The organism is Streptomyces sp. HNM0574, from assembly GCF_012726235.1.
In the GTDB taxonomy this organism is placed as follows: domain Bacteria; phylum Actinomycetota; class Actinomycetes; order Streptomycetales; family Streptomycetaceae; genus Streptomyces.
In genome coordinates, this window is the sequence record NZ_JAASAH010000003.1 from 215,383 (window position 1) to 239,021 (window position 23,639).

The 23,639-nt window shown below is 72.1% G+C and carries 19 protein-coding genes; 9 read left to right on the top strand and 10 right to left on the bottom strand.

What is annotated here, in order from left to right; genetic code table 11:
- Positions 1-176 precede the first annotated feature (176 nt).
- On the top strand, positions 177-1,379 hold the full coding sequence (locus HCC30_RS29135; RefSeq protein WP_169441589.1) for a C40 family peptidase: 1,203 nt from the start codon (positions 177-179) through the stop codon (positions 1,377-1,379).
- Between the two features lie 71 nt (positions 1,380-1,450).
- Here the strand turns inward: HCC30_RS29135 and HCC30_RS07740 are convergent, their stop codons facing one another.
- The 5 genes from HCC30_RS07740 to HCC30_RS07760 all read right to left on the bottom strand — a co-directional run bounded on the left by HCC30_RS07740 (position 1,451) and on the right by HCC30_RS07760 (position 7,189).
- Positions 1,451-2,683 carry a styrene monooxygenase/indole monooxygenase family protein gene (locus HCC30_RS07740; RefSeq protein ID WP_169441590.1) on the bottom strand — a complete coding sequence of 411 codons (1,233 nt, stop codon included), beginning with the start codon at positions 2,681-2,683 and terminating at the stop codon, positions 1,451-1,453.
- A 91-nt stretch (positions 2,684-2,774) separates the two neighbouring features.
- Positions 2,775-3,377 (bottom strand): ATP/GTP-binding protein, encoded by a 603-nt coding sequence (locus HCC30_RS07745; RefSeq protein WP_169441591.1) that lies wholly within the window; start codon positions 3,375-3,377, stop codon positions 2,775-2,777.
- Positions 3,358-3,744: a DUF742 domain-containing protein gene (locus HCC30_RS07750; protein WP_206323551.1), complete on the bottom strand. Its 387-nt coding sequence runs from the start codon at positions 3,742-3,744 to the stop codon at positions 3,358-3,360. Before HCC30_RS07750 ends, HCC30_RS07745 begins: the two co-directional genes overlap by 20 nt.
- Positions 3,745-3,770: 26 nt before the next feature.
- Positions 3,771-4,301 carry a roadblock/LC7 domain-containing protein gene (locus tag HCC30_RS07755; protein ID WP_169441858.1) on the bottom strand — a complete coding sequence of 177 codons (531 nt, stop codon included), beginning with the start codon at positions 4,299-4,301 and terminating at the stop codon, positions 3,771-3,773.
- A 59-nt stretch (positions 4,302-4,360) separates the two neighbouring features.
- Complete coding sequence (locus tag HCC30_RS07760; RefSeq protein ID WP_346776536.1) at positions 4,361-7,189, bottom strand: nitrate- and nitrite sensing domain-containing protein; 2,829 nt, start codon at positions 7,187-7,189, stop codon at positions 4,361-4,363.
- 524 nt (positions 7,190-7,713) lie between these two features.
- On the opposite strand from HCC30_RS07760, the gene HCC30_RS07765 reads away from it, so the two are divergent.
- On the top strand, positions 7,714-8,553 hold the full coding sequence (locus HCC30_RS07765; protein WP_169441594.1) for a protein phosphatase 2C domain-containing protein: 840 nt from the start codon (positions 7,714-7,716) through the stop codon (positions 8,551-8,553).
- A 217-nt stretch (positions 8,554-8,770) separates the two neighbouring features.
- Here the strand turns inward: HCC30_RS07765 and HCC30_RS07770 are convergent, their stop codons facing one another.
- Positions 8,771-9,280 (bottom strand): MarR family transcriptional regulator, encoded by a 510-nt coding sequence (locus tag HCC30_RS07770; RefSeq protein WP_169441595.1) that lies wholly within the window; start codon positions 9,278-9,280, stop codon positions 8,771-8,773.
- A gap of 248 nt (positions 9,281-9,528) precedes the next feature.
- Between HCC30_RS07770 and HCC30_RS07775 the strand changes: the two genes are divergently transcribed.
- Complete coding sequence (locus tag HCC30_RS07775) at positions 9,529-10,422, top strand: lysozyme (RefSeq protein ID WP_169441859.1); 894 nt, start codon at positions 9,529-9,531, stop codon at positions 10,420-10,422.
- A gap of 120 nt (positions 10,423-10,542) precedes the next feature.
- On the opposite strand, the gene HCC30_RS07780 is transcribed toward HCC30_RS07775, so the two are convergent.
- Both HCC30_RS07780 and argE read right to left on the bottom strand, forming a co-directional pair.
- Positions 10,543-11,847 (bottom strand): MFS transporter, encoded by a 1,305-nt coding sequence (locus HCC30_RS07780; protein ID WP_169441596.1) that lies wholly within the window; start codon positions 11,845-11,847, stop codon positions 10,543-10,545.
- A 45-nt stretch (positions 11,848-11,892) separates the two neighbouring features.
- Positions 11,893-13,080 (bottom strand): acetylornithine deacetylase, encoded by a 1,188-nt coding sequence (gene argE, locus HCC30_RS07785; protein ID WP_169441597.1) that lies wholly within the window; start codon positions 13,078-13,080, stop codon positions 11,893-11,895.
- A 388-nt stretch (positions 13,081-13,468) separates the two neighbouring features.
- On the opposite strand from argE, the gene HCC30_RS07790 reads away from it, so the two are divergent.
- Complete coding sequence (locus HCC30_RS07790) at positions 13,469-14,275, top strand: helix-turn-helix transcriptional regulator (RefSeq protein WP_346776537.1); 807 nt, start codon at positions 13,469-13,471, stop codon at positions 14,273-14,275.
- Entirely contained in the window at positions 14,272-14,523 is a 252-nt protein-coding gene (locus HCC30_RS07795) for a DUF397 domain-containing protein (RefSeq protein WP_169441599.1), read from the top strand. Before HCC30_RS07790 ends, HCC30_RS07795 begins: the two co-directional genes overlap by 4 nt.
- 40 nt (positions 14,524-14,563) lie before the next feature.
- Here the strand turns inward: HCC30_RS07795 and HCC30_RS07800 are convergent, their stop codons facing one another.
- The gene (locus tag HCC30_RS07800) at positions 14,564-15,211 is read right to left on the bottom strand and encodes a dihydrofolate reductase family protein (protein ID WP_169441600.1); all 648 of its coding nucleotides are present in this window, start codon (positions 15,209-15,211) and stop codon (positions 14,564-14,566) included.
- A 183-nt stretch (positions 15,212-15,394) separates the two neighbouring features.
- Here HCC30_RS07800 and HCC30_RS07805 point away from each other — a divergent pair, with 183 nt between their 5' ends.
- Genes HCC30_RS07805 through HCC30_RS07820 form a run of 4 tightly spaced genes read left to right on the top strand, consistent with a single transcriptional unit; the run spans position 15,395 to position 21,081 of the window.
- Positions 15,395-19,978 (top strand): DUF6531 domain-containing protein, encoded by a 4,584-nt coding sequence (locus tag HCC30_RS07805; protein WP_169441601.1) that lies wholly within the window; start codon positions 15,395-15,397, stop codon positions 19,976-19,978.
- A 1-nt stretch (position 19,979) separates the two neighbouring features.
- Positions 19,980-20,390: a hypothetical protein gene (locus HCC30_RS07810; protein ID WP_169441602.1), complete on the top strand. Its 411-nt coding sequence runs from the start codon at positions 19,980-19,982 to the stop codon at positions 20,388-20,390.
- 57 nt (positions 20,391-20,447) lie between these two features.
- Positions 20,448-20,726 carry a hypothetical protein gene (locus HCC30_RS07815; RefSeq protein ID WP_169441603.1) on the top strand — a complete coding sequence of 93 codons (279 nt, stop codon included), beginning with the start codon at positions 20,448-20,450 and terminating at the stop codon, positions 20,724-20,726.
- Between the two features lie 34 nt (positions 20,727-20,760).
- Entirely contained in the window at positions 20,761-21,081 is a 321-nt protein-coding gene (locus HCC30_RS07820) for a hypothetical protein (protein ID WP_206323499.1), read from the top strand.
- 22 nt (positions 21,082-21,103) lie between these two features.
- Here the strand turns inward: HCC30_RS07820 and lon are convergent, their stop codons facing one another.
- On the bottom strand, positions 21,104-23,605 hold the full coding sequence (gene lon / locus HCC30_RS07825) for an endopeptidase La (protein ID WP_169441604.1): 2,502 nt from the start codon (positions 23,603-23,605) through the stop codon (positions 21,104-21,106).
- Positions 23,606-23,639: the final 34 nt, after the last annotated feature.

Here is a 23,639-nt window from a genome sequence, read left to right on the forward strand (position 1 = left end):
GGGCCGCATCCCGGCGGGGGCCGGTGGGGTGAGGGGGTGGGGACTATCGGGTGAGGGGCCGGGTGGGGGCGACCCGGGCCGTGCATTCTGTATGACCATCTTGGTGACGGTCCGTCATGGCTGGTGGCGGTGGGTCAGCCCCGGTGCGGGGCCAGGAACCAAGGTGAGGTGAGCCGGTGTCCCTCGTACGCTCTCTCGGCACGGTGGCGGTGGTCGGGGCCACGGCGTGTGCGCTGGTCGTCCTGCCCGTCGGCTCCGTCACCCTCGACACCCCCGTGCCCGCCTCCGTCACCGTCGACGGCACGGGCGCGACCGAAGCGCAGGCCAGCGCCGCCCGCCCGGGCCCGCGCACCGCCCCGGCCGACAAACCGGTCAGCGAGCTGCTGCGGGATCTGCGCGCGCTGCACGAGAAGACCGAGGCCGCCTCGGACGCGTACAAGAGCACGACGGCGAAGCTGAAGAAGCAGCGGGGCCGCGCCGGGAAGGCCAAGTCGGCGCTGGCGAAGGCCAGATCGCAGCTGGCCGAGGGACGGGACGCGGCGGCGCGGCTGGCCAGGCAGCAGTACCGGCAGGGCGGCGTCGGCATCCCGTCCGACGTGCAGCTGCTGCTCAGCAAGCACCCGCAGCGCGCGCTCGACCACGGCCACCTGCTCAAGCGGGCCGCGAAGAACCAGGCCGCGACCGTCGAGCGGCTGGCCAGCGGGGAGCGGCGGCACCGGGCGCTGACCGAGAAGGCGCACCGCGAGCTGGCGAAGGAGCAGCGGCTGGCCGAGCGGCAGCGCCGCCAGCACCGGACCGTCGAGGAGCGGCTGAACGCCGTCGAGTCGATGCTCGCCACGCTCAGCCTGGACAGGCTGGACGAGCTGAGCAGCGCCGAATCGGAGCGAGTGGCCGGCGCGCAGCGGCAGTTGATGTCCGCGCCGGCGCCGGGCGCCGCCCGCGCCCCGTCCCGGCAGGGCGAGCGGGCGCTGCGCTTCGCGCTGGACCAGGTCGGCAAGCCGTACGTGTGGGGCGCCGAGGGGCCCGGCGCGTTCGACTGCTCGGGGCTGACGGCGCGGGCCTGGAAGCACGCGGGCCGCACGCTGCCGCGGACCAGCCAGGCGCAGTGGAAGAAACTCAAGCGGGTCCCGCTGCACGAACTGCGCCCCGGTGACCTGGTGCTCTACCACCGCGGCGCGACGCACGTCGGGCTGTACGCGGGCGAGGGCCGGATCGTGCAGGCGCCGCGGCCGCGCGCGAAGGTGACGGTCTCCCCGCTGTCCGCGAACCCGCTGCTGGGCGCCGTCCGTCCGGACCCGGGGGCCCGGCCGCTGGCGGACTACCGGCCGCCCCGGCTCCCCGCCGGAACGGGCGACGACCGCGCCCGCACCGACGGCTGAGCCCGTCCGGACGGAACACGGGAGCCCGGCGCCGGACACGTGGCGCCGGGCTCCCGTGACGGAGGGCCGGTTCAGGCGGTGAGGCCGGCCAGGTACGCGTCGGCCTTGTCCGCGTCGTAGAACCAGTCCTCGAAGTCGCCCGGGTCGTTGAAGCCGTTGGCGAACCGGTCGGCGACGGGCTGGAGTTCGCCGCCCGAGCCGATCAGCTTCAGCACGTGCTCGGGCGGCGGGGCCAGCATCGCGTTCGTCCACTTGGTGACGTGCTGCGCCGTCGCCCAGTAGCGGTCGAAGGCCTGCCGCATCCACTCCTCGTCGAACGGCTCGTCGCCGCGGTCGAGGATGGAGCGCAGGTACGAAGCGGCGCACTTGGAGGCCGAGTTGGAGCCCTGGCCGGTCACCGGGTCGTTGGCGACGACGACGTCCGCGACACCGAGGACCGCGCCGCCGCCGGGCAGCCGGCCGACGGGCTTGCGGACGGTCGGCGCGTACCGTCCGGCGAGGGTGCCGCCCGCGTCGGTGAGTTCGACGTTGGTGGCGCGCGCGTACTCCCAGGGGACGAACTTCTCCAGCAGCTCAAGGGTCTTGGCGAGGTGCTCGCCCGGGTCCTTGATGCCCTGGAAGGCGTCCAGCGGGCCGCCGGGGATGCCCTCCCAGAAGAGGATGTCCGCGCGGCCCGAGGTGGTCAGCGTCGGCATGACGAACAGTTCGCCGACGCCGGGCACCAGGTTGCAGCGCACCGCCTCGGTGCCCGGGTGCTCCGGGCGGGGCCCGAGCCCGTGCACGTAGGAGACGGCGAGCGCGCGCTGCGGCGCGTCGTACGGGGAGCGCTCCGCGTCCCGCTCGAACATCGACACCAGTTCGCCCTTGCCCGCGGCGACCAGGACGAGGTCGTAGCGGCGGGCGAAGAAGTCGAGGTCGGAGACGGCGGCGCCGTGGATGACGAGCTGGCCGCCGCGCTGCGCGAAGGTCTCCATCCAGCCCGCCATCTTCACGCGCTGGTCGACGGACTGGGCGATGCCGTCCAGCCGGCCGAGCCAGTCGACGGCGCGGGAGCCGTCGGGTCCCGCGACGGAGACGCCGAGCCCCTCGATCCTGGGGGCCTGCCCCTCCCAGAAGTTGATCCGGTTGTCCCGTTCGTGCTGGAGCGCGGTGTGGAACATGCACTGGGTGGACATGACGCGGCCGCCGCGTATCTCGTCCGCCGTGCGGTTCGACATCACGGTGACCTCGTAGCCGTGCGACTGCAGGCCGAGCGCCAGTTGGAGCCCGGCCTGCCCGGCTCCGACGATGAGGATCTTGCGCATCGCGGCTTCTCTCTACTCTGTGGGTGACAGTGCCAGGGGCATGTGAAGGTGCCGCGTGTCCGAGGGGTGGACACGCGGCACTCGGGCCCGGTCAGGCGGGGGTGACGTCCAGTGCGTGGGAGACGAGGGCGAGCAACGACTCGACCACGGTGTCCCGTTCACGCGCGTCCATGATCACCACGGGGGAGGACTCGGGGACCGACAGGGCTTCCCGGACGTCCTCGGCCGCGTACGTGGTGGTGCCCTCGAAGTGGTTCACCGCGACGACGTAGGGCAGGCCGCAGCTCTCGAAGTAGTCGAGCGCGGGGAAGCAGTCCTCCAGCCGCCTGGTGTCGGCCATCACCACGGCGCCGATCGCGCCGCGGATCAGGTCGTCCCACATGAACCAGAAGCGCTGCTGGCCCGGGGTGCCGAACAGGTAGAGGACCAGGTCGGAGTCGAGCGTGATGCGCCCGAAGTCCATGGCGACCGTGGTGGTCGTCTTGCCCGGGGTGGCGGCGAGGTCGTCGGTGGCCTCGCTCGCCTGGGTCATCAGGGCCTCCGTCTGCAGAGGCTCGATCTCGGAGACGTTCCCGACGAACGTCGTCTTGCCGACGCCGAATCCGCCCGCCACCACGATCTTGGTGGATATGGGCGCCCGGCTCAGGTCTTCCTGCCAGCTCTGTGTGGCCGGCTCAGAGACTGCGAAGTCCACCCAGCACCCTTTCCAGCAGCGCACGGTCGGGGCGGCCGGTGCCGTGCCCGTTGCCGTAGACGCGAATCAGTCCTTGGTCGGCGAGGTCGCTGAGCAGCACACGCACCACGCCCAGCGGCATCTTGAGCAGCGCGGAGACCTCCGCGACGGAACGCATCCGGCGGCAGAGCTCCACGATGGCGTGCATCTCCGGCATCACGCGCTCGCGCAGCCCGCCGGAGGTCAGTTCGGGACGCTCCGGCGGCGCCTCGATCGCCGCGACGAAGGTCTCGACGAGGAGGACGTGGCCGAAGCGGGTCCGGCCGCCGGTGAGCGTGTACGGACGTACACGCTTGGCCTTGCCCGTCTCGGCCCGGCGAACGGGCAGGGACGGCCTGGAGGGCGTGTCGGGTGTCACTGATCCAGCTCCATCGACGTGCGCAGCTCTGTGCGGAGTTCGGGTGTGAGGACATGTCCGGCCCGGCCGACGAACAGCGCCATGTGGTACGCGATGACGCTCATGTCGCAGTCGGCCGTGGCGTGCACGCCGAGCAGCGAACCGTCGCTGATGGAGGTGACGAAGAGCGAGCCCTCGTCCATGGAGATCATGGTCTGCCGGACGTCGCCCCCGTCCATCAGTTTCGCGGCGCCGAGCGTCAGCGAGCCGACGCCGGAGACGATCGTGGCGAGGTCGGCGCTGGACCCCCTGGGCCCGCTGTCCGCGGTGTCGCGTTCCTCCAGTCCGCTCGCGGTTTCCCGGGCACCTGGGCCCTCGTCTTCCCCGGCCACCACGGCCCGGGCCGTGGTGGCCCGCGCCTCGTGATCGGGGTCGGACGAGAGCAGCAGCAGCCCGTCGGACGAGACGACGGCGACCGAGCGGATGCCGGGCACCTCGTCGACGAGATTCGCCAGCAGGAAGCGCAGACTGCGCGCTTCGTGGCTCAGGGCGGCAACACTCTCAGCCGGCCCGCTCCGTGGCGTGGGCGTGCGTGTGGTGGGCGCGTTCACTTCCGTGCCTCCTCGGCGGTACCACCGTCAACCTGCGCCCCCGATTGGTCGTGCTGTGCTCCCCGTGCGGGCGAATCGGTCTCCTCGGCGCCGCCGTCCGGCAGCGCGCCGAGGGCGAAGCCCTGTCCCTCGGTCTCGGCCGCCACGTCCCGGCGGCCGCTGCGTGCTCCCTGCTGGAAACCGCCGAGGCGGCGCCGCAGTTCCTCCGCGTTCGCCCCGCCCTTGCGGGGCCGCGCGGGCCCGGTGGCCGCCGCGACGTTCCGCGGGCGGCGCTTGGGCAGGCCCTTGTCGGTGACGCCGGGCGCGGGACGCGAGACCTCCGCGTCGTCCGCGTCCTCCGCGTCGCCCGCCGCCTCGTGCTGCGGCTCGGTGTCGGTCTCGCCGTCCTCGGCGGTCCCGCCGTCGGCCGCGCGCAGGGGCGTGGATTCCAGCGCGCCCTCCTGCTCGGCCTTGCGCACGGCGGCCTCGGCCGCGGCGACGAACCGGTCGCCGCCCTCCTGCACCACGGCCGTGGGCTCGGCCGCCTCGGCGTCGTCCCCGTCGTACGGGTCCGCCGCGTCGTCCGGCTCGTACGCGAGCGCGGGCTCGGGGTCCGGGTCGTACGCGAGGTCCTCGGCCACCGGGTCGGTCTCGTCGGCGGCCGGCGTGCCGGAGAGAGGCTCCGGCTGCTGGCGGGGGACCCGACGGCCCGGCAGGACATGGGAGTTGGCCTCGGCGTCGAAGCCGGGCAGCGAGGCCACCGCCTCGCCGTCGGTGTCGTGGTGCGCCGCGCCGGGTGCCGGGCGGTCCGGCAGCAGCGCGCGCGGGACGGTGACGACGGCCGCGACGCCGCCCTGCTGCTGCTTGCGCAGCCGCACCGTCAGGTTCTGCCGGGAGGCCAGCCTGGCCACCACGTACAGGCCCATGCCCAGGCCGAATTCGCCGCCGTCGGTGTCCGGGCGCGGAGGCTCCATGGTCTCCGGCGCGGACAGCCGCTCGTTGAGCTCGGCCAGCCGGGACTCGGTGATGCCGATGCCGTCGTCCTGGACGGAGAGCACCGCCTCACCGCTCTCCAGCAGCCAGCCCGCGAGCTGGACGCGGCTCTCCGGCGGCGAGAACGAGGCGGCGTTGTCGAGGAGTTCGGCGACCAGGTGGCTGATGTCGTCGGCCGCGTGCCCCGCGACCTGGACGTGCGGCGGCAGGGTGCCCAGCTCGACCCGCTCGTACCGCTCTATCTCGCTGACCGCGGCGCGCAGCACGTCCAGCAGCGGCACGGGGCCGCTGTGGTGGCCGCCCGCGTGCTCGGCGCCGGCGAGCAGCAGCAGGTTCTCGCTGTGCCGCCGCATCCGGGTCGCGAGGTGGTCGAGCTTGAAGAGGGTGCCGAGCTGGTCCGGGTCGGTCTCCTTCTCCTCCAGCCCCTCGATGACGCCGAGTTGGCGCTCGACGAGGCTGAGGGTGCGCAGCCCGAGGTTGACGAAGGTGCCGTGCACGCCCTCCGTGACGGTGTCGGTGCGCTGCTCCGCCTCGCGGACGCGCTGCCGCAGGGTGGCGACCTCGGAGCGCAGCCGGTCCCGCTCGGCGCTGAGGTCGTCCTTCGAGCCGACGAGGTAGCTGCTGTCGGCCTCGGCCTCGGTGGCCCGCTCGTGCAGCGCGGCGGCGGACTCGCGCAGTTCGTTGAGGGCGCGGACGACGTCGGCGAACTCGTCGTTCCTGCCGTGGAAGGTGATCGGCTCCTCGTCCCCCGGCGCGTCCTTGGACGCCGCCAGCCGCTGCGAACCGCGCCGCAGCACGGACAGCGGGCGGGCCATGGAGCGGGCCGTGGTGATCCCGACGCCGACGGAGACGAGCAGGCAGAGCCCGACGAGCGCGATCAGCAGCTCCAGGTCGGTCACGTCCTCGTCGCGCAGCGCCTCCAGCCGCTTGACCTCCTCGGTCGCCAGCGACGCCTGCACCCCGCGCATCCGGTCGATCCGCGCGGAGGTGGCCGTGCCGAACCGTTCCTGGCTGACCAGCCGGTCCGAGGGCCGCAGGTACGGGCGCGCGGTGAGCTTCCCGACGTACCGCTCGGCGAGGGTGACGTCGGTGCCGGTGACGGTCTGGCTGAGGGTGTCCCGCGCGGCGGCGCCCGCGGTGTCCTCGAACCCGGCCAGCGCGGCCTTCTCCCGTACGGCGGAGAGCTGTGCCTCGGTGACCAGTTCGCGCTGGTCGCCGCCGCCGGCGAGGGCGCCGAGCAGCAACCCCCGTACGGAGGAGGCCTGTTCGACGGCGAGGGCCAGCTCGGGCAGCGCGTCGGCGGTGCGGTTCTGGGCGCGGGCCGGGAGGTTGCGGGCGACGCGGCCGGTCAGGTCGCGCAGCTGGCCGAGGAGGTCGCCGTACGCCCGGTGGATCTCCCGCGGGTCGCCACCGGTGTTCCCGGACGCGCCGCGGCGGAGTTCGGGCAGGGTGCCGAGGGCCTTCTTCAGCGCGGCCGGGGTGGCGGAGTCGGTGCGGACGGCGCGGGCGAGCCGGTCGACGCGGTCGTGCTGGGAGGCGCCGGGCGCGGCGGCCGTCCCGGTGGCGCCGGCGGGGTCGACGGCACCGGGCATGCCGGACTCGGCGCCGGGCTGTCCGGCGGTGCCCGCCTGGGACCTGGGGCCCGAGGCGCGCTCGGCGGCGGCCTCGACCATGGCGTCGCGCTCGTCCGCGAGCGCGTGCGAGAGGGAGACGGCCTTGCGGTCGAGGGTCGCGAGGTCGACGAGTTCCTGGGAGTCGGAGACGTCGGCGGAGGCGGTGACGACGGTGGGCGTGCCCGCGCCGATGACGGCGGCGGCGCACAGCACGACGGAGACCAGCAGACGGTTGCGCACCCGTGCGCGCCGGGGGGCGGCTCCGGGGGGCGGGGGCCCGTCCCCTGTGCCGGTGCCGGTCACATTCTGGGGGTCACCCGGTTTCCGAAGCAGCTTGTTCCGCACCCGTGCTCGCAATCTCGTCCGGCCTGCCCCGGGGGTTGCCGGGTGGCACAGTACAACCGTGTGTCGCAGCAGATTGGCCCCGCCCCGTCTGCACCGTCCGACCCTTCCAGCACGGGTGAGGGGCAGGCCACGATCCCCTGCCGGGCCACCCGAAGGAGTGAACAACACAGGGGAGTTGGGGAACAACTCCGGTTCACGGGGTGATCGGCCCCCGTCTCACGGCCGGGTTGGATTTCCCGGGGGCTCCCTGGCAGGATTCGCGCCCGCAGTTTCGCGGACTGCCCGATTCCGGGCCAACTCGGTCGCCCGCGTGCCTCGTGACGGTGCGTCGGCCGGCCCTCACCCCGCGCATCTCCACACCTCCCCCACACCTCGGGCCGCCCCGCGACGTGATGTGCCGCTCCGGCAGACTGGCCGCCATGCGCAGCGAGATGACCAGCGAGCCCGGATCGCCCCCGCACCCCAATGAGGACTACGCCTCCGTGGCCCTCCCGGCGTCCGGCGAGGGCGGCGTCCTGGTCGTCCTGGACGGCGTGACGCCGCCCGAGGGGGACGACGGTTGTGTGCACGGCGTGCCCTGGTTCACCGCCCGGCTCGGCGGCGCGATGCTCGAACTGTCCGGTTCGCGACGCGAGCTGACGCTCGCCGCGTGCCTCTCGGCGGCGCTCGCGCGTACCGCCGACGCGCACCGCTCAACCTGTGACCTTTCTCATGTCCGCACCCCCCAGGCGACGGTGGTCGCGGCGCGCTGGGACGCGGACACCGTGGAGCATCTGGTGCTCTCCGACTCCTCGCTGCTGCTGGAGCACCCGGGCGGCGCGGTCACCCCCGTACGCGACACCCGGCTCTCCGAACTCCCGCCGCACGTCCGGGAGCTGGGCCGCGAGGTGCGTGCCCTGCCCGAGGGGTCGCCGGAGCACGTGCGGGCGCGCGCGGCGTACGTGCGCGCGGTCGAGGGGCTGCGGAACGCGCCCGACGGCACCGGCTTCTGGACCGCGGCGGCCGATCCCGCCGTCGCGGCCCACGCCGTCACCGGCACCACGCCGCGTGCGTCCGTGACGGCGCTGCTCGCCGTCACCGACGGGGCCTCCCGGTGGACCGAAAGGTTCCGGCTCGGCACCTGGGAGCAACTTCCCGCGCTCGTCCGCAAGCTGGGGACCTCCGGGCTCGTCGCACAGGTGCGTGCGGCGGAGGCCGGGGATGTGGCGCCTCGGGGGAAGCGGAGCGATGACGCGACGGCGGTGTTCGTCGAGCTGTAGGGCGTTGTCGCGGGGTGCGGGTGCGTCGTGGCTCGGGCTTTTCGCGCAGTTCCCCGCGCCCCTGATCGCGGGCCCGCCCCGCTTGGGAGAACTGCGCCTTAGGCGCAGGGCTGGCAAGCGCAGCGCGGTCACCCCCGCGCGGGGTGCTCCATGCCGTCACCGGACCACCCCGTCGCCGCTGGCTGAGCGCGCAGTTCCCCGCGCCCCCAAAGGGGCGTCAGCCCTCCTCGCGGGACCCGTTCAGGCGGTTCAGGAGGCGGGCGAGTTCGCCGATTTCCGCTCGGTCCCAGGAGGCGAGTTTGCGCTGGTAGCGGGCCCGGCGGGCCTCGCGGACGCGGTTGAAGCGCGCGTAGCCCTCGGGGGTGATCTGGAGCAGGGAGGCGCGCCCGTCGGCCGGGTCGGGGGTGCGGGTGATCAGGCCGAGCCGGTCCAGCGCCGCGACCTGCCGGCTCATCGTGGCCTTGCCGACGCCGAAGTACGCGGCGAGCGTGCTGGACCGCTGCGGCCCCGCGTCGGCGAGGCGCACCAGCAGCCCGTAGGCGGAGGGCTCCAGTTCGGGGTGGACCTCGCGGGCCATCTCGCCCGAGGAGGCGCGGGCCCGGCGGAGGAAGACGGCCAGTTCCCGTTCCAGGTCGAGGAATTCGGGCGCGAAGTCCCCTTCGGGGGTGAGGTCCTCGCCGTACGGGGACTCGTACGGTTCGTCACCTTCGTTCCGGGCGTCGTGCACGGCTGTGCCCTCTCCGGTGGTCGTGCTGGGGGTCGGTCACCGATCGGAAACGGTGTGTTGGCGCAGTATTTCGCAGCTCGGAGGTCCCGGCGTCCACCGCCCCTCTTCCGCCGCCGTGTCCGCGCGTACGCCACGGCCGGCATGGGCACACCACAGACAGGGCGACGTGCGTCCCCCACCCCCGCTCCCCTTCCGCGCAGCGCCGCCCGACTCCCCCACGGACCGCTTCGGAGGCAGCGATGCCCGAAATGTCAGCGATCAGACCCGATGAGAGTCCGCACCACCCGCGCCAATACCCGTCCACCGCACGGCACTTGGCCGCCGCGACGGGTCTCGTGCTCGGCCTGCTCGGCACGCTCCTCCTCCCCGGCACCGCCTCGGCGGCCCCGCGGGAGGACGCGCCCGGCACCCTCCCCACGCCCCCGCCCGCGCCGGGCCAGGCCTGGATGGGCGCCGGGGTGCAGATGCACGAGGGCGAGCAGGAGGCCGGCGTACGGGGTGACGTGGGGACGGCCGCGACCGTCGAGGGCGTGGACGTCTCCAGCCATCAGGGCAACGTCGACTGGGGCGCCCTCTACCGCAGCGGCGTGCGCTGGGCGTACTCGAAGGCGACCGAGGGCACGTCCTACAAGAACCCGTACTTCGCGCAGCAGTACAACGGCTCCTACCGGTCCGGGATGATCCGCGGCGCCTACCACTTCGCCGTGCCCAGCAGCTCCAGCGGCGCCACCCAGGCGAAGTACTTCGCGGACAACGGCGGCGGCTGGAGCAAGGACGGCAAGACCCTGCCGGGCGTGCTGGACATCGAGTACAACCCGTACGGCAGCACCTGTTACGGCTTGAGCCAGAGCGCGATGGTCAGCTGGATCCGCGACTTCACCCGTACGTACAAGGCCCGTACGGGACGGGACGCGGTCATCTACACCACCACCGACTGGTGGACCCGCTGCACCGGCAACAACGGCGGCTTCGGCTCCACCAACCCGCTGTGGATCGCCCGTTACGCCAGCTCACCCGGCACGCTCCCGGCGGGCTGGGGCTTCCACACGTTCTGGCAGTACACCTCGAAGGGCCCGATCGTCGGCGACCACAACAAGTTCAACGGCGCCTACGACCGCCTCAAGGCCCTGGCCAACGGGTAGCGCCCGAAAGGGGCGCGGGGAACTGCGCGAGAAACCCCGACGGCGCCCGCACCCGGCAACGCGCCGTCCGGGGCACCCCGCGCCCCGTACTCCCCCGGCACAGCGGCACAGGGCCGACCGTTACCGCACCCCTTCCCACCGCCGCGCGAACCCCAGCCCCACGAGGGAGACCACGGCGACGCCCATGTAGTACAGGCTGGGCGAGTCGAGCGAGCCCGTGCGGTCGATGAGCCAGGTGAGGACCAGCGGCGCGATGCCGCCCAGCAGCGTCACACCGGTGTTGTACGCGGCGGACACGGCGGTGTTGCGCACCTCGCCCGGGTACAGCGAGGTGAGCAGCGCCGGCAGCGGGGCGAAGTAGAAGGCCATGACGACGCCGAGCACCGCGACGACGAGCACCAGCACGGGCACCGTCGGCGAGCTCGTCAGCACCTTGAACAGCGGCCAGGCGAGCAGCAGCGCGGCCACGGCCGTCCACGTCATCACCCGGACCGGCCCCACCCGGTCCGCCAGCCGGCCGACGAAGGGCACCCCGGCGAGCACCACGAGACCGGCGACGACACCGCCCAAGTAGGCCGCGTCGGCCGGGACTCCGAGGCTCTCCACCGCGAAGGTCGGCATGTAGAGGATCAGGTACACCGAGATCGTCGCGACGCCCACGCTCGCCGCACCGGCCAGCACCCGCCCGAGGTGGCGCGTCAGCGTGGCCCTGACCGGCGCCCGCTCCCGCGGCCCCTCGCTGAACTCCTCGGTCTCCGACAGCCGCGCCCGGATGTAGAGCCCGACGGGGCCGACGAGGACGCCGACCACGAACGGGAGCCGCCAGCCCCACGCGTACAGGTCGTCCTCGGGCAGGTACGTGAAGAGCACGTAGCCGAAGGCCGAGGCGAGGAACATCGACACGCCCTGGCTGGCCACCTGCCAGGAGGCGTAGTACGCCTTCCGGTGCGGCGCCGTCTCGATCAGGAACGTCGTCGCCGTCCCGAACTCGGCACCGGCCGAGAAGCCCTGGATCAGCCGCGAGACGAGGATGATCACCCCGGCCCAGACCCCGACGGTGGCGTGCGTCGGGGCCGCGGCCATCAGCAGCGTGCCCGCCATCATCAGCATCAGCGTCAGGGTGAGCGCCTTCTTGCGCCCGTGCCGGTCGCCGTAACCGCCGATGAGCAGGCCGCCGAGGGGCCGCACGAGGTAGGTGATCGTGAACGTCGCGAAGGTGAGGATGAGGCCGAGGCCGGCGTCACCCGCGGGGAAGAAGTTCTTCGCGATGACGACCGCGAACGACGCGTAGACGATGATGTCGAACCATTCGAGGGCCGCGCCGATCGAGCTGCTGATCACCGCCTTGCGCGCGGCCGCGAGACGTGCCGGATCGGCTTCCGGAGCCGGTGGTGCGGTGGACGTGCTGGTGGGGCTGCTGGTCATGGCGGGCCTTCTCTTCACGTGGCGAGTGGGCGGCGCGCGGACGGCTCAGGACCGCAGGTGGTCGACGAGGGCGTCGAGGAAGTCCTCGCAGCGCGCGATCTGTTCGAGCTCGACGTACTCGTCCGGCGAGTGCGCCTGGGCGATGTCGCCGGGGCCGCAGACGACGGTCGGGATGCCGGCGTGGTGGAACAGCCCGGCCTCGGTGCCGTAGGTGACCTTCCCCGGGCTCACCTCGCCGCCCCAGCGCGTGGCCAGGTTCATGACCTCGGCGTCCAGCGCGGTGTCGAGCCCGGGGGCCTTCGCGGTGACGGTGACCTCGGCGCGCGCCTCCGGGTTCTCCTCGCGCATCAGCGCCTCGATCCGGCGCACCTCGGCGCGGAACATCTCCACCGTCTCGTCCACGTCGACCTCGGCGACGGCCCGGAACTCGAAGCTCAGGGCGCACTCGGCGGGGACGGTGTTGACGGCGATGCCGCCCTCGATCTGGTTGACCGTCGCCGTGGTGAAGGGCACCTCGTAGAACTCGTCGAACGGCCCCTCCGCGCGGTTCCGTTCGGCGAAGGAGCGCACGAAGCGGACGAGCTGGGCCGCGTACTCGATCGCGTTGACGCCGTTCGGCGTCAGCGAGGAGTGCGCCGCGACGCCGTGGAAGGCGACCCGGAGCGCGGTGATCGACTTGTGGCCGCGGATGACCCGCATGCTCGTCGGCTCCCCGACCACGCAGGCGCGCGGCCGCAGTTCGCGCCGTCCGATCTCCTCGACCAGGGAGGGCGCGCCGACGCAGCCGATCTCCTCGTCGTACGAGAAGGCCAGGTGCACGGGCTCGCTCAGCGGCACCGTGGTGAGCTGCGGCAGCTTCGCGACGATCGCGCCGACGAAGGACTTCATGTCGCAGGTGCCCCGCCCGTACAGCCGCCCCTCGCGCACCTGAGGCACGAACGGCTCACTGCTCCAGGGCTGGCCGTCGACGGGCACCACGTCGGTGTGGCCGGAGAGGACGACGCCGCCGGTGGTGGACCCGTCGGCGGCCGGGATCGTGGCGAGCAGATTCGCCTTCGTCCCCTCCGCGTTGGGCACGAGCACCGGCTCGACGCCGTGGGCCCGTATCTCCTCGGCGACGAGTTCGATGAGCGGCAGGTTGCTGTCCCGGCTGGTGGTGTCGATGCCGATGAGACGGGTGATCCAGTCCATCGTCACCTCGGTCGGAACCAGGGTGCTGCGGTCGGCGGCCATGCTGATGAGGACTCCAAGTGCTCGGGCGGTCGTACGCGTCCACGCTGACGGCACCAGCCGGTCAACGCCACGGGTGCCATGGGTGCCCTGCGCAACAACCGCGACGCCCACCGGATTCCCGCCACCGGAATCGTGCCCCGGGAGGGGGAGTCGGGGCGGAGTGTCTCGGAGTGTGGGCCGCGCACCTGTACGCGCCCCCCGCGTACGAGTTCCCGCCGTGGACAGCCGCGAGGGCCGCCCGTGACGATGGACAAGTCGTGTATGCGGGACGAAGTCGGCGCACAGGAAGGGTCCTGGCATGGCGGGTGCGGGGAGGCCAGGCGGGAAACGCGCGCCGGGCGGTACAGGCAAGGTGAGCACGCAGGTCAGGGCGGGCGGGGAGCCGGAGGTGTCGGACAGCCTGCGGTGCTTCGGCGAGGTGGTGAAGGCGTTCCGGCGACGGGCCGGGCTCACCCAGGAGGAGTTCGCGGCGCTGGTCCACTACTCGGCGCCGACGGTCTCCTCCATCGAACTGGGCCGCCGCTTCCCGCCTCCCACGTTCATCCAGCGCGCGGAGACGGTGCTGGACGCGTTCGGCGCGATCGAGGGCGCGGCCCGCCACCTGTCCCGGCAGCCGGGGCTGGCCAGCTGGTTCGCCCAGTGGGCCCTGCTGGAGGCGGAGGCCATCAGTCTGCACACCTACGAATGCCGCCTGGTTCCAGGGCTGTTGCAGACGGAGGCGTACGCGCGGGCGGTGACGCTGAACGTGCCGCCGCTGCCCGACGAGAACCGGCTGGAGGAACGCGTCACCGCCAGGCTGGACCGGCAGGAGCTGCTCTCCACCCACCGGAAGCCGCCGTCGGCCTTCAGCTTCATCGTCGAACAGGCGGTGCTGGAGCGGCACACCGGCGGCGAGTCCGTCACCCGCGAACTCCTCGACCGCCTGCTGGAGATGGCCGAGCGGCACTGGAACATAGAGCTCCAGCTGATGCCCCTGCGCCAGCCGGTGCACGCGGGCCTGGACGGGCCGCTCCAGCTGCTGGAGACACCGGATCACCAGTGGTTCGCATACTCGGAGGGGCAGAAGAACGGGCGGCTGATCACCGCTCCCGAGGAGATCAGCGTGCTGCAACAGCGCTATGCCAAACTGCGCTCACAGGCCCTCACTCCGGAGGACTCCCTGGGCCTGTTGAGGCGAATGCGAGGAGCGCTGTGAACATGTCCCGACTGACCTGGTTCAAGAGCAGCTTCAGCGGCTCGGAGGGCGACTCCTGCGTCGAAGTCGCCCTGTCCTGGCGCAAGTCCAGCCACAGCGGATCGGAGGGCGACGACTGCGTCGAGGTCGCCACCTGCGCCGAAGCCGTCCACGTCCGCGACTCCAAGGTGACCGACGGGCCCCAGCTCGCCCTCTCCTCCCCCGCGTGGGACGCGTTCGTGGCGTACGCGGCGGCGCGGGACTGCTGAACTCCCGGGCGGATTCCGGCAGGTGAGGACGCCCACCCCCTCACCTCCGCCAGTACAGATGGTGGACCACCGTGCCCGTCGGGCTGGGGACGACGTCGCGGTGGTAGCGGTCGAGGAGTTCGTCCGGGGACTCCCAGAGGCGGGAGCCCGAGCCGAGCTTCAGTGGTGAGACGGCCACGTGCAGGGTGTCGACGAGGCCGGCGTCCAGGAACTCGCGGATGGTGGTCGCGCCGCCGCCCAGGCGGACGTCCTTGCCCCGCGCCGCCTCCTTGGCCTGTTCGAGGACGGCGGCCGGGTCGCCGCCGACGAAGTGGAAGGTGGTGTCGGACAGTGTGAACGACGGGCGCGGGTGGTGCGTCATCACGAACACCGGGGTGTGGAACGGGGGTTCCTCGCCCCACCAGCCCTGCCACTCGTGGTCCTGCCAGGGCCCGCGCTGGGGACCGAACTTGTTGCGGCCCATGATCTCGGCACCGATGTTGCGCCCGTAGTCCCGCGTGAAGTAGTCGTCCAGCCCGCGGGTGCCGGCGCCGTCGGCCCGGTGCGGCCAGCTCGCCGTGGCCCCCGCCCAGACGAACATGTCCCCCGGATCGGCGTGCCCGAAGGGCCGCTCCAGACTCTGCCCCTCCCCGGCCCCGAACCCGTCCGCCGACACCGTGAAGTTCTGCACCCTCAACAGCTGCCCCATATCCGTCTCCCTCGTCGCGGCTCGGTCCATCGGTACACGGGTCGACGGGTGGGAGGGGCGGAAGTCATCGGGGCGGCGTGTTCGTCCGGTATCCCCCGAGCCCCCTGACACCCCCATGTGGCAGTCTGTCGCCCTGCTGACCTGGTGAAGGTCCAAGGGACGGGCGGACAGGGGGAGTTGACGGTGGGGTACACGCTGCCGGAGTGGGCGGACGAGGTTCTGGACTTCATCGGGATCAATTTCCCGAATGTCGACGAGGACGACTACCGGGCCATGGCGCAGGATCTGCGCGACTTCTCCGAGGCCATCGAGGACCACGGGGCCGAGGCGCACCGCACCGTGCAGCGGCTGCTGTCCGCGAGCGAGGGGGCGGCCGCCGAGGCGCTGGAGGCGCACTGGGGGAAGGTGAAGGGCACCCATATCCAGGACGTCTCGGACGTCACCCGCACCTTCGGCGACGCGATGGACGTGGTGGCCGACCTGATCGACGGGATGAAGCGGAAGGCGGAGGCCGAACTCGGCATCCTCGCCGCCTCGGTGGGCATCTCCCTCGCCCTCGCCGTCGCGACCGGCGGCCTGTCCGCGCTGGTCGGCGCGGCGGGGACGACGGCGGCGCGGGAGGCGATCCGGCGGGCGATCAAGGAGGCCGCGGACGCGATCGTCGAGCATCTGGTCTCCGTGCTGACCGAGCCGGTGGTCGCCAAGCTGGAGGACATGGCCGCCGATCTGCTGGTCGAGCTGGGCTCCGAGGCGCTGGGCCTGCCGGGCCAGGGCCCGCCGGGCGACAAGGGCGGGATGCAGCTCAACTCCGCGCCGGGCTCGGCCGGTTTCCCCGGCGGTACGGGTGCCTCGGGCAAGGTCAGCATCGACCCGGGCGAGATGGACAAGGCGTCGGGAGACCTGAAGAACCTCGCCTCCAAGTTCGACTCCGGCGCCCTCTCCAAGCTCGGCAAGGCCGAATCCAGCCACGGCCGTTCCCGCGGCAAGGACTCCTTCACCTCCGTCTTCGACCCGCTGATCGACTCCGGCGTCAAGGCCCTCGGCAAGGCCGCCCCCGCGCTCAAGAAGCACGTCACCGACGGCATCCCCCGCGGCATCGACGTCACCTCGAAGAACCACCGGCGCAACGAGGACGGCATCGTCGACGACCTGCGCGGGATCAACTCCAAGGCCGACGGCCGCGGTCCGGCCGGCGGCGGCAAGGGGCCCGGCGGCGGCCCGAACCACGTCAAGCCGGACTCGATGGACAAGTCCCCGTCCGACCTGCGCCTGACCGGCCGGGACCAGACCAACCGCACCTGCAAGAACGACCCCATCGACGTCGCCAGCGGCGAGATGCTGCTGACCCAGACCGACCTCTCCCTCCCGGGCGTCCTACCCCTGACCGTCTCCCGCACGTACCTCTCGACGTACCGCTACGGCCAGTTCTTCGGCCCGTCCTGGGCCTCCGTCCTCGACGAACGCCTCGAAGTCCTCCCGGACGGCGCCGTGATGTGGGCCCGCGAGGACGGCTCACTGCTGCGCTACCCGCACCTTCCGGCCGCGGACGGCGACGAGGAGGTGTGGCCCGAGGAGGGCCCGCGCCTGCCCCTGTCCTGGGAGGGCACGGGCGGGATGGGCGAGACCACGTACCGGATCACCGACCCGCGCACCGGCGTCACCCGCGCCTTCGCCGACAGCCCGCTGCACCGCACCGGCTGGTACTGGCTGACGTACTGGATGGACCGCAACAGCAACGAGGTCGACGTCTCCCGCCTGGAGGACGGCACCCCCTCGGCGCTGATCCACTCCGGCGGCTACCGCGTCAACTGCCACGTCCACAACGGACGCCTGAAGCGCCTCACCCTCACCACCCCCGAGGGCCCCGTCGACGTCATGACGTACGGCCACGACGCGGCCGGCGACCTCACCCACGTCACCAACTCCAGCGGCCTGCCCCTCGTCTTCGACTACGACGAACGGCACCGCATCACCGCCTGGACCGACCGCAACGACTCCACCTTCCGGTACGTCCACGACGACGCCGACCGCGTCACCCGGACCATCGGCCCCGACGGCTGCCTCTCCTCCACCTGGACCTACGACCGCGCCCAGCGCCGCACCCTGTACACCGACTCCACCGGCGCCACCACGGTCTACCAGCTCAACGCCCTCCACCAAGTCGTCTCCGAGACGGACCCGTTGGGCCACACGGTGCACTCGGAGTGGGACCGCTACGACAACCTGCGCTCCCGCACCGACCCCCTCGGGCACACCACCCGGTACGCGTACGACGAGACCTGGAACCTCACCGCGGTCCACCTCCCGGACGGCACCAGCACCTCCGTCACCTACAACGCGCTGAACCTCCCGGTCGAGGCCGTACGCCCGGACGGCGGCACGGCCCGCCTGGAGTACGACGAGTGGGGCAACCTCACCCGGGCCACCGGACCGGACGGCACCCACCACGCGTTCACCCACGACCGCACGGGCGCCGTCGCCACCGCCACCGGCCCGGCCGGCACGACGGCGTACCGGAACGACGCGGCCGGCGTCCCCACGGCGGTCACCGACGTCTCGGGCGGCGTCGCGCGGGTGGAACGGGACGCCTTCGGACGTCCGGTGACGGTCACCGACCCCCTCGGCGCCGTCACCCGTGCCGCGTGGACGCCGGAGGGCCAACTGGCGGCGCAGACCTCCCCCGACGGCCGCACCGAGAGCCTCACCTGGGACGGCGAGGGCAACTGCCTCACCCACACCGACGCGGCCGGCGGCACGACGGCCTTCGAGTACACCCACTTCGACAAGCTCGCCGCCCGCACCGGACCCGACGGCGTCCGCTACGCGTTCACCTACGACACCGAGCTCCGCCTCACCCGCGTCACCAACCCCCAGGGCCTGACCTGGGATTACGTCTACGACCGCGCCGGATGCCTGATATCCGAGTCCGACTTCGACGACCGCGAGGTGCGCTACACCCACGACGCGGCAGGCCGCGCCGTCTCCCGTACGACCCCGCTCGGCGAGGAGATCACCCACGCCTACGACCCCCTCGGCCGCCTGGTCGCCAAGGAAGCCGACGGCATACGCACCGACTACACGTACGACGCCCTCGGCGCCCTCACCAGCGCCACCAGCCCCCTCAGCTCCCTCCTCCTGGAGAGGGACCCCTCCGGCCGGCTCCTCGCGGAGACCGTCGACGGCCGCACCACCCGCTACACCTACGACGCCCTCGGCCGCCGCACCTCGCGCACCACCCCCACCGGCGCCGTCACCCACCTCAGGTATGACGCCGCCGGAAACCGCACCGGCCTCGACATCGACGGCCACCGCCTCGACTTCACCCACGACGCCCTCGGCCGCGAGCTCACCCGCGCCTTCGGCCCCGCCACGTCCCCGGTCGCGCTCACCACCGCCTGGGACATGAGCGGCCGCCCCGTCGCCCACAACCTCGTCTCCCCCGGCCGCACCCTCCGCTCGCGGACGTACCACTACCGGGCGGACAACCACCTCACCTCGATCACCGACGAGACCACCGGCCTCCGCCAGCAGATGCGACTGGACCCGGCCGGGCGCCCGTTGAGCGTCACCGCGGACGGCTGGACCGAGTCCTACGCCTACGACCAGGCCGGCAACCAGACCCGCGCCGAATGGCCCGACGAGGCGGGCCGCACCGAGGCCCGCGGCGAGCGCACCTACGAGGGCACGCGCGTCCTGACGGCGGGCAACGTCCGCTACGAGCACGACGCCGCGGGCCGCATGGTCCTCCGCCAGAAGCGCCGCCTGTCGAAGAAGCCCGACACCTGGCACTACGAGTGGGACACCGAGGACCACCTGGTCTCCTGCACCACCCCCGACGGCTCCGTCTGGCGTTACACCTACGACCCGATGGGCCGCCGCACCGCCAAGTACCGCATGAACGCGGACGGTTCGGCCGCCGAAACCGTCCACTTCACCTGGGACGGCACCCGCCTCGCCGAACAGACCGACACCGCCACCGGCGTCACCCTCACCTGGGACCACGAGGGCCACCGCCCCCTCACCCAGCTGGAGCGCAAGCCCCGCACCCAGGACGAGTACGACTCCCGCTTCTTCGCCATCGTCACCGACCTCGTCGGCACCCCCACCGAACTCGTCGACGAACAGGGCGACATCGCCTGGCACACCCGCACCACCCTCTGGGGCACCACCACCCGCAACCGCAACGCCACAGCCCACACCCCCCTCCGCTTCCCCGGCCAGTACGAAGACCCCGAAACCGCCCTCCACTACAACTACTTCAGGCACTACGACCCGGAAACGGGGCGGTACGCGTCACCGGATCCGCTGGGGCTGGCGCCGGCGCCGAATCCGGTGGGGTATGTCGACAATCCGTGCAGGGAAACGGATGCGCTGGGGCTTTCTCCGTGCCCAGTGGAGCGGTACCGCCGCGACACCCGCGGCCCGGAAACCATTTTCGAGGATGGGCTGAACCCGAAGGGGAATAACATGAGCCTGGAAGAACACGTCTACGGAGTAGCGGGAGACTTCACACCGGATTCCGGTTTCGTTGCCACCACCGACAACAAGTCACATGCATTCGACCGCATGAAATCCGATACCGACCACGTGTATTTGATCAGGCCACGAGAAGACGGGGTCGATGTGAATGATGCCCTCCCCGACCTTCCTCCCCACATGCGAGCCGAGAGCGAGTTCGCATTCCCCCGGAGCATCGACAGGTCAGAGATTGCAGGCGCCTGGAACGCACATCGCGAGTGGATACCCAACCCGCACTATGGAGGCTAGGATGGACAGTTCTCACACGATGCAGACTGTAGACTTTCGAGGCAGCCCCGCAGAAGTCGTCACCGTGGAAATTCGGGGCTTCGATCCATACGCCCTCAGCATCACGGACTCAGCAGGAGTGAGCGACTCGTACGAAGCGGACAACGTCTTCTCCTGCCTCCTCAAAGCAAGAAGAGACCTCGAAGAAAAAGGCCTGCTCCTGTGCTGCCAGGGAGCCCGGCCGGATGTCATGGTAACCGGCATGCGCAAGCAGACCGAGGGCGGAAGGTTTGCATACTCTTTCAACCCGGAAACTCGTGAGATCTACGACGACGACGTAGACATTCTGGCCCCCGCCTCTTTCGACGCGATCGGAACCGTCGAAGAACAGCGGAGGAACATCTTCAAGATGGCGGGTATCGCCGACATATAGTCGCCCCAGAAGAATCCTGACGGGCACCCGGGTCCGGATCGACAAGAAGGAAACGCTGTGCGGGTAGCCGAGCGCCTCGCCCGAAAGGTGCGCGCCGACTTCAGGGACGAGGCCCAGCAGGTGATCGACCTGCTGGAGGAGACAGCGGTGAAAACGGACCACGGGCAGTCCAACGAGCGCATCACAGGGGCTGCGGTGGTCCTGGCCCGCGGCGACACCGACAGGTTCCTCATCGCCCTGCAGCTGATGGAGGAGGACTGGCGCGACCTTCTGGTCTCCTCGGGACTGGCGGACGAGGGCTGGGAAGACCGGCTGGAGGCGTACTTCGCGTCGTGAGTGGTATGCGGCACGTATCGCCGAGAGGGTGGGGATGGACCACTGGAAAGTCGTCTGGCATCACGATTTCGACGAAGAGCCCGTGACGTTCTGGAGCGAGATCGGAGCGGACGGGTACGAGGTCCGGAAGGTGCAGGAGTTCAGGGGCGGACGCATCGTCAAGGCTGACGCCGGGACGGAAACCCGGGAGATCGGGCTGAGTGAGGCCCCGGTGGGTGAACTCCCGGACGTCACCGCGCAGTCCGAGTTCTCGGCCTGCCGCATCAGCCCGGAGGACTTCCACGCCGTCTGGGACCGAGCCGCATGGTCGGGCCGTCGGCACGAGCACCCCGGTCCCGGCCACTCCCCCGAGTGACCGGGACCGGGACGGGAACAGCTCACACCCCCACGCTCACCCCCCTCTCCACCCCCGCCGGCTGCAGCGCCAGTTCCAGCACCTGGCGCACGTCTGACACCGGGTGGACGTTCAGGCCCGTGAGGACGTCCTCGGGGACGTCGTCGAGGTCGGGTTCGTTGCGCTTGGGGATGATGACGGTGGTGGTGCCGGCGCGGTGGGCGGCGAGGAGTTTCTGTTTGACGCCGCCGATGGGGAGGACGCGGCCGGTCAACGACACCTCGCCGGTCATCGCGACGTCCGGGCGTACCTGGCGGCCGGAGAGGAGCGAGGCGAGGGCCGTGGTCATGGTGATGCCCGCGCTGGGGCCGTCCTTGGGTACGGCTCCGGCGGGGACGTGCAGGTGGATGCCGCGTTCGCGGAGGTCGGCGACGGGGAGTTCGAGTTCGGCGCCACGTGAGCGGAGGTAGGAGAGCGCGATGTGCGCGGACTCCTTCATCACGTCGCCGAGCTGGCCGGTGAGGGTCAGTCCGGAGCCGCCGGTCTCGGGGTCGGCGAGGGACGCCTCGACGAACAGGACGTCGCCGCCGGTGCCGGTGACGGCGAGCCCGGTGGCCACTCCGGGGACGGAGGTGCGCCGCTCGGCCGGGTCCTGGGCCGTCTCGGGGACGTGCCGCGGGCGGCCGATGAGCGCGCGCAGCGCGGCGGCGTCGACGGTGAACGGCAGCTCGCGGCGCCCGAGTTCGTGCTCGGCGGCGAGCTTGCGCAGGACGCGGGCGACGGCGCGCTCCAGGTTCCGCACGCCCGCTTCGCGGGTGTACTCGCCGGCGAGGCGGCGCAGCACCTCGTCGTCGAGGGTCACCTCGTCCTCGCGCAGGCCGGTGCGCTCCAGCTGGCGCGGGAGCAGGTGGTCGCGGGCGATGGTGACCTTCTCGTCCTCGGTGTAGCCGTCGAGCTGGACGACCTCCATCCGGTCGAGGAGCGGTTCCGGAATGGCCTCCAGGACGTTCGCCGTGGCGAGGAAGACCACGTCGGACAGGTCGAGTTCGACCTCCAGGTAGTGGTCCCGGAAGGTGTGGTTCTGCGCGGGGTCGAGGACCTCCAGCAGGGCGGCTGCCGGGTCGCCGCGGAAGTCGGACGCGATCTTGTCGACCTCGTCGAGGAGGACGACCGGGTTCATCGACCCGGCCTCCTTCATGGCGCGGACGATCCGTCCGGGCTGCGCGCCGACGTAGGTGCGCCGGTGGCCGCGGATCTCGGCCTCGTCCCGGACGCCGCCGAGCGCGACGCGGACGAACTTCCGCCCCATGGCGCGGGCGACGCTCTCGCCGAGCGAGGTCTTCCCGACGCCGGGAGGCCCGGTGAGCGCGAGCACCGCTCCGCCCGCCCGTCGCCCACCACCGCCCGTCGTGGACGCGCTCCGCGCGGCATCGTCCGATTCCCGTCGTCCGCCCTCGGCCGTCGCTTCCGCGCCGTCGCGCTCGTCCCGCCGCTTGCGTACGGCCAGGTGTTCGGTGATGCGTTCCTTGACGTCCGCGAGGCCCGCGTGGTCGGCGTCGAGGACGGCGCGGGCTCCGGCGATGTCGTAGGCGTCCTCGGTCCGCTGGTTCCAGGGGAGTTCGAGGACGGTGTCGAGCCAGGTGCGGATCCAGCTGCTCTCGGGCGACTGGTCGCCGGAGCGCTCCAGCTTGTCGGCCTCCTTGAGCGCGGCCTTCCGCACCTCTTCCGGCAGCGCGGCCGCCTCGATGCGGGCGCGGTAGTCCTCGCCCTCGTCGGCCCCGTCCGCCGGGCCGCCGTTGAGTTCGGACAGTTCCTTGCGTACGGCGTCCAGCTGGCGGCGGAGCAGGAACTCGCGCTGCTGCTTGTCGACGCCCTCCTGGACGTCCTTGGCGATGGACTCGGCGACGTCCTGTTCGGCGAGGTGCTCGCGCAGGTCCTCGGTGGCGGTCCGCAGCCGCTCGACGGGGTCGAGGGTCTCCAGCAGGCGCCGCTTGCGTTCCGTGCCGAGGAACGGCGAGTAGCCCGCGTTGTCCGCGAGCCGACCGGGGGTGTCGATCTGCTGCACCCGGTCCACGACCTGCCAGGCGCCGCGCTTGCGGAGCCAGTCGGTGGCCAGCGCCTTGTACTCCGTCATCAGTTCGGTGACCCGGCCCGGCAGCGGCTCGGGGACCTCCTCGGTCACGGCGGTGCCCTCGACCCACAGCGCGTCCCCGGGCCCGGTGGTGCCGGTGCCGATCCGGACGCGGCTCAGGCCGCGGATCAGCGCGCCGGGGTCGCCGTCGGCGAGGCGTCCGGTCTGCTCGACGCGGCCGAGCACGCCGATCGGGGCCGGCGCGGCGGCCGCGTCCTGGGCGGCGTCGCTCCCGGCGCGGGGCACGAGCAGGACCTGGGGTTTCTCGCCGGGGGCCGCGGCGGTCCGCGCCGCGTCGACGGCGGCCTTGACCTCCGGGTCGGTCAGGTCCAGCGGGACCACCATTCCCGGCAGCACGACCTCATCGTCGAGCGGCAGCACGGGCAGGGTGAGCGTGTGGGACGTCGAAGCCATGATCTCTCCCTCGGCAGGCAAGTTGAGCAATACC

Coding starts and splice junctions, on each gene's coding strand:
- HCC30_RS07740 (WP_169441590.1), bottom strand. CDS start 2,683: ATGCGCAAGATCCTCATCGTCGGAGCCGGGCAGGCCGGGCTCCAACTG.
- HCC30_RS07765 (WP_169441594.1), top strand. CDS start 7,714: ATGCGCAGCGAGATGACCAGCGAGCCCGGATCGCCCCCGCACCCCAAT.
- HCC30_RS07775 (WP_169441859.1), top strand. CDS start 9,529: ATGTCAGCGATCAGACCCGATGAGAGTCCGCACCACCCGCGCCAATAC.
- HCC30_RS07780 (WP_169441596.1), bottom strand. CDS start 11,847: ATGACCAGCAGCCCCACCAGCACGTCCACCGCACCACCGGCTCCGGAA.
- argE (WP_169441597.1), bottom strand. CDS start 13,080: ATGGCCGCCGACCGCAGCACCCTGGTTCCGACCGAGGTGACGATGGAC.
- HCC30_RS07800 (WP_169441600.1), bottom strand. CDS start 15,211: ATGGGGCAGCTGTTGAGGGTGCAGAACTTCACGGTGTCGGCGGACGGG.
- HCC30_RS07810 (WP_169441602.1), top strand. CDS start 19,980: ATGGACAGTTCTCACACGATGCAGACTGTAGACTTTCGAGGCAGCCCC.
- HCC30_RS07820 (WP_206323499.1), top strand. CDS start 20,761: ATGGACCACTGGAAAGTCGTCTGGCATCACGATTTCGACGAAGAGCCC.
- lon (WP_169441604.1), bottom strand. CDS start 23,605: ATGGCTTCGACGTCCCACACGCTCACCCTGCCCGTGCTGCCGCTCGAC.